Origin of the sequence: Streptomyces sp. NPDC127106 (assembly GCF_042677605.1) — a bacterium.
Classification (GTDB): domain Bacteria; phylum Actinomycetota; class Actinomycetes; order Streptomycetales; family Streptomycetaceae; genus Streptomyces.
Map to the genome: position 1 here is coordinate 234648 of NZ_JBHXTC010000004.1, position 7508 is coordinate 242155.

6 protein-coding genes are annotated in these 7508 nt (G+C 72.4%); 4 read left to right on the top strand and 2 right to left on the bottom strand.

The genetic code is table 11. From position 1 onward, the window contains the following. Nucleotides 1-141: 141 nt before the first annotated feature. Entirely contained in the window at nt 142-531 is a 390-nt protein-coding gene (locus tag ACFVGY_RS06935) for a hypothetical protein (RefSeq protein ID WP_385672172.1), read from the top strand. A gap of 150 nt (nt 532-681) precedes the next feature. Here ACFVGY_RS06935 and ACFVGY_RS06940 read toward each other — a convergent pair whose 3' ends face one another. After that, a complete protein-coding gene (locus ACFVGY_RS06940) occupies nt 682-1794 on the bottom strand; it encodes a serine hydrolase domain-containing protein (RefSeq protein WP_385672264.1) in 1113 nt (370 codons plus the stop codon). A 356-nt stretch (nt 1795-2150) separates the two neighbouring features. Beyond that, nucleotides 2151-3062, bottom strand: a complete 912-nt coding sequence (locus ACFVGY_RS06945; RefSeq protein ID WP_385672175.1) for an alpha/beta hydrolase — start codon at nt 3060-3062, stop codon at nt 2151-2153. Between the two features lie 120 nt (nt 3063-3182). Here ACFVGY_RS06945 and ACFVGY_RS06950 point away from each other — a divergent pair, with 120 nt between their 5' ends. From ACFVGY_RS06950 to ACFVGY_RS06960, 3 genes are all read left to right on the top strand, one after another. Next, entirely contained in the window at nt 3183-4316 is a 1134-nt protein-coding gene (locus ACFVGY_RS06950) for a PucR family transcriptional regulator (protein WP_385672178.1), read from the top strand. Between the two features lie 255 nt (nt 4317-4571). After that, a complete protein-coding gene (locus ACFVGY_RS06955) occupies nt 4572-5987 on the top strand; it encodes an FAD-binding oxidoreductase (RefSeq protein WP_385672181.1) in 1416 nt (471 codons plus the stop codon). A 174-nt stretch (nt 5988-6161) separates the two neighbouring features. After that, nucleotides 6162-7382 (top strand): esterase/lipase family protein, encoded by a 1221-nt coding sequence (locus tag ACFVGY_RS06960; RefSeq protein ID WP_385672184.1) that lies wholly within the window; start codon nt 6162-6164, stop codon nt 7380-7382. The last annotated feature ends 126 nt before the right edge of the window (nt 7383-7508 follow it).

Here is a 7508-nt window from a genome sequence, read left to right on the forward strand (position 1 = left end):
CGGTTCCTCCCGCATCCAGCCGCTGGTCAGAGGCCTGCGCGGCATGCGGAAAGTGTGTGGCGGCTGCGCTCGTGCTGCCGTACGGTCTGGGGTCCCAGGCGGGCCGCACCGGCGGCACGACGCGTTCGGAGAGCGATCCCCATGACCGACCAGCGAGCAACGACGACCCTGTGGCGCCCCACCGGCCCCGAGGAGCTGGAGCTGGTCCGGGAGCTGGACTGGCGTGCCTGGCCGCCTCGGCTGCCGGAGCAGCCGATCTTCTACCCGGTGCTCAACGAGGACTACGCGGTTAAGATCGCGAGGGACTGGAACGTGCCGCACAGCGGCGTCGGCTTCGTCACCCGCTTCGAGGTCGAGTCGGACTTCCTGAGCCGGTACCCCGTACAACAGGCCGGCGGGCAGACGATCCTGGAGCTGTGGGTGCCGGCCGAGGAGCTGGACGAGTTCAACGCCCACATCGTCGGCAGGATCGAGGTCGTCCACGAGTTCCGCGGCACGTCGCCCGGCTCCCCCGCCAGCAGCCCGCTGTAGGTCGCGGGCAGCGAGCCGCAGCTGCTGCGCCGTGTGCCGTGCGCTGTGCGGTCGCGTTCCTGCTGCGTCTGCGTCACGGTGCGAAAACGCCGGCCCTGCGGCAGCACGCCGTGCTCCCACGACCCTGCACGGCCAGCGGGGGGCAGGCCCTCAGCGGTGGGGGTGGGCGGCGGGGGCCTGTGGGGTGGTCCCCGCGGCGTGAGCGGTGCCGTCACCGCACATCGCCTTGGCGTACAGGGCCGTCAGTGCACCGTCGATGGGGTGGGGCTGCGGCGTGCCGGAGGAGTCCAGCTCGTTCCACCGCATCAGGTTGATCGCCACGGACATCTGGCGCTTGCCGTCCGCCCGGGTCAGGGAGATCGCCCCGGCTCCCCACGCCGAGCCGTCGTGCCCCCAGAAGGTGCCGCAGCCGGTGCGGACCTCGTGCAGCCCGAGGCCGTACTGGACGGTCGACCCGTCCAGGGCGCGGACCGGGAGGGTCTGCTGCATCTGCGCCAGGGACGCCCGGCTGACGATCCTGCCGTCGAGCAGCTTGGCGTAGAAGCGGTTCAGGTCCTCCATCGTGGACACCAGGCCGGCACTCGGCCCCACCCAGGAGTTGGTGTAGACGCTGTAGTCCCGCGGCGGGTCGAGGAGGCCGAAGAAGGACTCGTACATCCGCGAGTGGGGGCCCTGGATGCGCGGGCCGGCCGGGAACTCGGTGTGCCGGAGGCCGGCGCGGGCGATGACATGGCGGGTGATGTACTCCTCGGGCGTGCTGCCGGTCACCTGCTGGAGGAGCTGGCCGAGGAGGATGTAGTTGGTGTTGGAGTACACGCCCGTCGGGCCTCCCGGCTCGCCGGTGGCAGGCGCCCCGAGCCCCATCTCGATCAGCTCGGTCGGGCGGAACTCCCGGAAGCGGTTCTCGTCCAGGCTCTTCGCCGACATGTCCGGCAGGGACGGGAATCCCTGGAGGGACGGGAACGCGTACGGGATGTAGTCCGGGATGCCGCTGGTGTGGTTGAGCAGCATCCGGACCGTGATCTTCCGGCCGCGCTCCCCCGGCACCAGGTGCGGCAGGTAGTCGCCGATCGGCGCGTCGAGTCGGATCCGGCCCTGCTCGACCTGCTGCATGACCGCGGCGGCGGTGAAGGTCTTGCTGATGCTGCCGACGCGGTGCTTCATGTCGGCCCTGACGGGACGTCCGGTCGTGACGTCGGCGACCCCGGAGGCACCGCGCCAGGTCCGGCCGGAGTCGCGCACCTCGGCGAACACCCCGGGCATGCCGGCCCGGTGGACGTCGTTCAGGGCGGCTTTCAGCTCCGCGGGGGCGAAGCGGGCGGCGGGCGGCCTCGTGCCGCCGCCGTCGGCTGTCGGCGCGGCCGCCGTCGCCGTCGCCATCGCCGTCGCCGTGGCCGTCGCTCTGGTCGTGGCCGTGGCCGTCGCTGTGGTCGTGGCCTCGGCCGTCGACGTTCCGCTTGCCGCGGCGGGTACGGGGGCTGCCGCCGCCACCGTGCCCGCACACACACCGAGCGCGGCCACGCTCGCGCACACCGCCAGTCGGATCTTCATCTCCTATGTCCCTTCTTGGTGGATGGGGGCCACGGGGGCTCTCCCCCGTGCTCGTCGGCGCGCACTGTTCACGCGGCCAGGGCGCGCCGCAGGGCTCCGGCGAGTTCGGCGTTCTGCCGCTGCGAGATGTCGGCGGAGAGGATCGCCTGCGACCCGTGGAAGGTGCCGGGCCACTGGTGCAGCTCGACCGGTACGCCCGCCTGCAGCAGCCGCAGCGCGTACTCGATGTCCTCGTCGCGGTTCGGGCAGAACTCCGCCGTGGCGACGTACGCGGGCGGGAGGCCGGACAGGTCGGTCGCCCGGGCCGGGGCGGCGTACGGCGTGGCGGGCCGGGAGCCCAGGTAGTGCCGCCAGGCGGCGGTGGTCTTGTCGCGGGTGAACCAGGGGGTGTCGGTGAAGTTCCGGGCCGACCACGTCTGCTGCCGGTCGTCGAGCCCCGGCTGGTTGAGCAGCTGGAAGCAGATCGCCGGGCCCTGCTCGTCGCGCGCCCGCAGTGCCACCGCGGCCGCGAGACCGCCGCCGGCGCTGTGGCCGCCGACCGCGATCCGCGCCGGGTCGATGCCGAGTTCGGCCGCGTGCGCGGCGGTCCAGTCCAGGACGGCGTACGCGTCGTCCAGGGCGGCCGGGAACGGGTTCTCGGGCGCCCGGCGGTAGTCCACCGAGACGACCACCGCGCCGGAGCCGTCCGCGAGCCGGGCGGCCCACGGGTGCTCGGTGTCCAGGTCGCCGAAGACGAAGCCGCCGCCGTGCAGCCAGACGATGGCGCCCGCGCCGCCCTGCGACGGCGCCCGGTGCGGACGGTAGATCCGTACCGCCACGTCGGGTTCCGCGGGCACCGTGCGGTCCTCGACGTCCATGCGCGAGGTGTCCGGCGCGGCGCCCGCGGCGACCAGGGCGGCAACCGTCTTGCGGGTGGCCTCCGGGTCGTTCAGGTCGGTCTGGGGAAGGAACGGGATGAAGGGTTCGAGTTCGGGGTCCATGACGACGATCCTCAGGGCCGCGCCCCCGGCCGGTCATCCGCCAACCGTCGCGCGTCCTGCACCGATTGCGCGCCGATCGGCGCCCCCGCTCCGACCTCCTGTCCTTCTATTCTGTGTGCCATGGAGGCACTGGCCGTACGGCTGTCGGGACTGGATCCGTACGTCGACGGCGCGATGCGCATCGTCGCGTTCTACGACACCCTGATGCGCCGGCGGGTCGACCTGCCGGCGCTCGCCCGGGCCTCGGCCGGTCTCGCCGAGTGCGTGGTCGGGATCCGGCTCCACGGCACGGGGCGGGCGATCCGCATCGCACCCGACGGGAGCCAGGCACCGCCCAGCAACAGCCAGGCACCGCCCGACGGCAGCCAGGCACCGCCCCGTGGGAGCCAGGCACCGCCCCGCAAGAGCCAGACGCCACCGCCCGACCCCGCGCCGCGGGCCGCCGCGTCCACCACGACGCCGATCACGCTCGACGAGGAGGAGATCGGCACCGTCTGGCTGGAACGCCCCGGCCCGCCCGGCCCCCTCGACGAGGTGCTGCTGGACCGGCTCGCCATCGCCGCCGCGGCCGCCGCCGAGCGGTACGGACCGGCCCGCACCACCATGGCCGACCCCGCCCTCGTCGAACTGGTCATCAGCCCCGACAGTGACGAGGCGGCCCGGGCCCGGGCGTTACGGCTCCTCGGGTTCGCCGCCGCCGGGCCGCCGGTCCGGGCCGTCGCCGTGCGGTCGGAGCTGCCGCTGGACCGGATCGGCGGGCTCGTCTGCCCGGCCCGCCCGGTGAAGGCGGCGCCGCTCGGCGACGTGGGGGTGATCCTGGCCACGGGGGTGGACCCGGCCCGGTTCCCGACGGGCGTACGGGCCGGGATCGGCGCCGCGGTCAGCCCGGACCGGTCCTGGCGCGAGGCCCGCACCGCCCTGCGGTTCACCACCGCGCGCCGGCCGGTCGTGCACCACGACGAGCTGGGGGCAGTGGCGCTGCTGGCCCGGATCCCGGAGGAGGCCGTGCGGGAGAACGCGGACGTCACCGCGATCGCCCGGATCGCCGCCACCCCGGGAGACCTGGAGACGCTGGACGCGTACTGCACGGCCGGCTCCCTGCGCCAGGCCGCCGACGTCCTGCACCTCCACCACAGCAGCGTCGCCCGCCGCCTGGACCAGATCGCGAAGACCCTGGGCATCGAACTCACCGAACCCATGGGCCTGACCCGGGCACGGCTCGCGCTCACGGCATGGCATCTGATCAACAACTGAGCGGGCTTCCGGGGGCGTACTTCCACCAGGACGACGGTGGCGACGCCACCGCCACCAGCGGCACCGGGTGCCGCCGTCCGGGCGCGTGTTGGAACAGCACGGTGACGGGTCGCCGCTGTTACTCTGCGGGCCCCAGGCACAGGCAACACAACACATCCACATCCCGCATCCACCACGTACGGACCGCACGCCGGCCGGTCGACACGATGCGCCTGAGCCGAAGACCGACATCTCCCGCTCGCGAGGATGCGGACCGTGCACGACTTCACCCGCCCCGCCCACCCCGGCCACCAGCCGCCGCCGGCACAGCTGACCGGCCGCATCGTCCGCCCCGACGATCCCGGCTACGCGGGCGCGAGCCTCGGCTGGGACGAGCTGTTCGTCCGCTACCCCCTGGTCATCGTCTACGCCCGGAACACCGAGGACGTGGTCAACGCCCTCGCGTGGGCGCGGCAGAACGACGTCGCCGTGCGCGTCCGGAGCGGCGGCCACAGCCTCGAAGGCTGGTCGAACGTGGACAACGGCATCGTGATCGACGTCAGCGAGCTCAAGTCGGTCCACATCGACGCCGCCGCCCGTATCGCAACCGTGGGCGCCGGCCTCACCCAGCTGGAAGCGGTGACCGCCCTCGCCGCACAGGACCTCGCGGTGACGACCGGAACCGAGGGCAACGTGGGCCTCGTCGGTGCGACGCTCGGCGGCGGCTTCGGCTTCCTCACCCGCTGGCTCGGCATGGCCTGCGACAACCTCGTCGGCGCCGAGGTCGTCGTCGCAGCAGGCGACAGCACCGACGCCGAGGTGATCAAGGCGGACCAGCTGGAGAACGCCGACCTGCTCTGGGCGCTCCGCGTCGCGGGAAACGGCAACTTCGGGATCGTCACGTCCCTCACCTACACGGTGGCTCCGCTGCGCAGCGTCACCTATCTGCAGGCCCGATGGGAGGGCCTCGGCGACCTGCACGGCGTCTTCGACACGTGGCAGCGTACGGCGCCGTCCGCCGACGACCGCCTCGGTACGCAGCTCGAGATCCACCGGGACGAGGCCCTGCTGTACGCCGTGCTCGTGGAGGGATCGCCGGCCGAGGCGGAGGAGATGCTGGCCGCGGTCCTGGCGGTCGGCAGCCCCGAGGTCACGGTGCAGGCCGGCAACTGGGGTGACGTCTACGCGGGATTCCAGGTTCCGAACGAGCGCGATCCGGCGAACTGGAAGTTCTTCTCGCAGTTCGTCACGGAGCCCTTCCCCGGGGAGGCGATCAGCCTGATTTCGTCCTTCATGCGGAACGCGCCCACGGAGGCCAGCAACTTCTTCACCCAGGCCTTCGGCGGCGCGGTCGGGAGGATCCCCCGCGACGGCACGGCCTTCCCTCACCGCGACGCGCTGTTCTACGCGGAGCCCGGCGCCGGCTGGGGGTTCCGCGGGCGGGCGGGCAGTGGCGATGCGCTCACCGGGCGGGCCCAGGCCTGGATCGCCGAGTTCGGCCAGGCGCTGCGGCCGTACGTGAACGGCGCCTACGCCAACGTGCCGAACATCGGCATGCAGGGCTGGGCGACTGCCTACTGGGGGCCGAACCTCGACCGGCTGCGCGAGGTCAAGGCGAAGTACGACCCGCACCACGTCTTCTCGTACGAGCAGAGCATCCCGCCCGCGTCCCGCAGCCACGATCGCGCGTGATCCCGTACCGGTCCCCCCGTCCTCGTTCCCCGTTCCTCCTCGTTCCTCGTTTGAGGTGACAACAGAATCAATCGGCCCAACAGGGTGAAATGTATGGAATCAGGTGGGTAGTGGCCGGTTCGTGCACCGAGCATGTTCCTTGATCCGTTGTCAGCAGCATGGAAAGGGACGTTCGTGGCCGACAGCAAGACCGACAAGGCCAGGAAGGCCGCCGCATCGATCGGACTCGTGACCCCGATCGGCAAGGCGGCAGTAGCAGCCCCGCAGGCGCCCCGCGCCGACGAGGAGTGGCCGCTGCCGGGCGGCAGCGCCCGGGTGTACTACGGGGAGGGCCAGCAGGGCGTGGTCCGGCCGGTCGTCCTGGCCGACGGGTTCAACCTCGGGCCGACCGACTTCGACTGGCTCTACGACCACCTGGAGAACGGCCGGTACCCGTTCATCAGCGAGCTCCGGCGCCGCGGACGCACTCTGATCCTCGTCGGGTTCGAAGAGCGCAGCGAGTCGATCCTCCGGAACGCCGAGACGGCGACCGCCGCGATCATGCGGACCATCGCCGAGCAGCTGGGCGACACCCGCCTGGTCGTCGGCGGGTTCAGCATGGGCGGCATGGTCACCCGGTACGCGCTGGCGAAGATGGAACTGCAGCGCATGGACCACCGGGTCGGCGTCTACGTGTCGTTCGACACCCCGCACCGGGGTGCGTGGGTGCCGATCGGGCTGCAGGCGTTCGCGCACTACCTCGCCCCGGTGGACGACACGTACCTGCGGCAGATCGGCAGCCCTGCCTCGCAGCAGATGCTCTGGCGGTACCTGGACAGCGTGGACGGCACGCCGAAGGAGAGCCCGCTGCGGAAGGAGTTCAAGGAGAAGCTCCAGCAGGTCGGCGGTTGGCCCCGCATCCCGCGCCTGCTCGGCGTGTCCAGCGGACGCGGCGACGGCGTGGGCAACGGCGTCCGCGCCGGTGCGAAGACGCTGAGCTGCTCCGGGCCGCTTTTCGACGGCACGTACTTCCTCGCCCAGTCGCAGGGCGACCCGGCGGAGGTGGCCGTGCTGAACGGCATCCTCGGGGGGCCGCACACGATCATCACGCGGGGCTTCCCCGAGCTGGACGGGGCGCCGGGCGGGACGCTGGAGTCGTTCGGTCTCGTCGGCGACACGCTCAAGCAATTCGGCGAGGCCATCGAGATGGCGCACCGGTCCGTGTGCTTCGTGCCGTCCGTCAGCGCGGTCGCCGTCCGAGACCTGGACCGGCAGGACGACCTGTACGTCGACGTCCACAACCTGCCCCCGGAGGAGTCCGAGCTCGACGACTTCATGCTCTCCTCGGACAACGACCCGCACGCCATCATGACGCGCGAGATCGGCGAGTGGGTCCTGGACCGGCTGCCCGACTGAGCGACGTACGGCTCGACCCGACCGGGGCGGGCCACCGATCCACCCGCCGGCCGACGACGCCCACGACGACCGGGATGCAGGTGACGAGGGGCCCGGCGATGCGCGGTCCGGCGCACGTGCCGAGGA

Coding starts and splice junctions, on each gene's coding strand:
- ACFVGY_RS06935 (WP_385672172.1), top strand. CDS start 142: ATGACCGACCAGCGAGCAACGACGACCCTGTGGCGCCCCACCGGCCCC.
- ACFVGY_RS06940 (WP_385672264.1), bottom strand. CDS start 1,794: ATGCCCGGGGTGTTCGCCGAGGTGCGCGACTCCGGCCGGACCTGGCGC.
- ACFVGY_RS06945 (WP_385672175.1), bottom strand. CDS start 3,062: ATGGACCCCGAACTCGAACCCTTCATCCCGTTCCTTCCCCAGACCGAC.
- ACFVGY_RS06950 (WP_385672178.1), top strand. CDS start 3,183: ATGGAGGCACTGGCCGTACGGCTGTCGGGACTGGATCCGTACGTCGAC.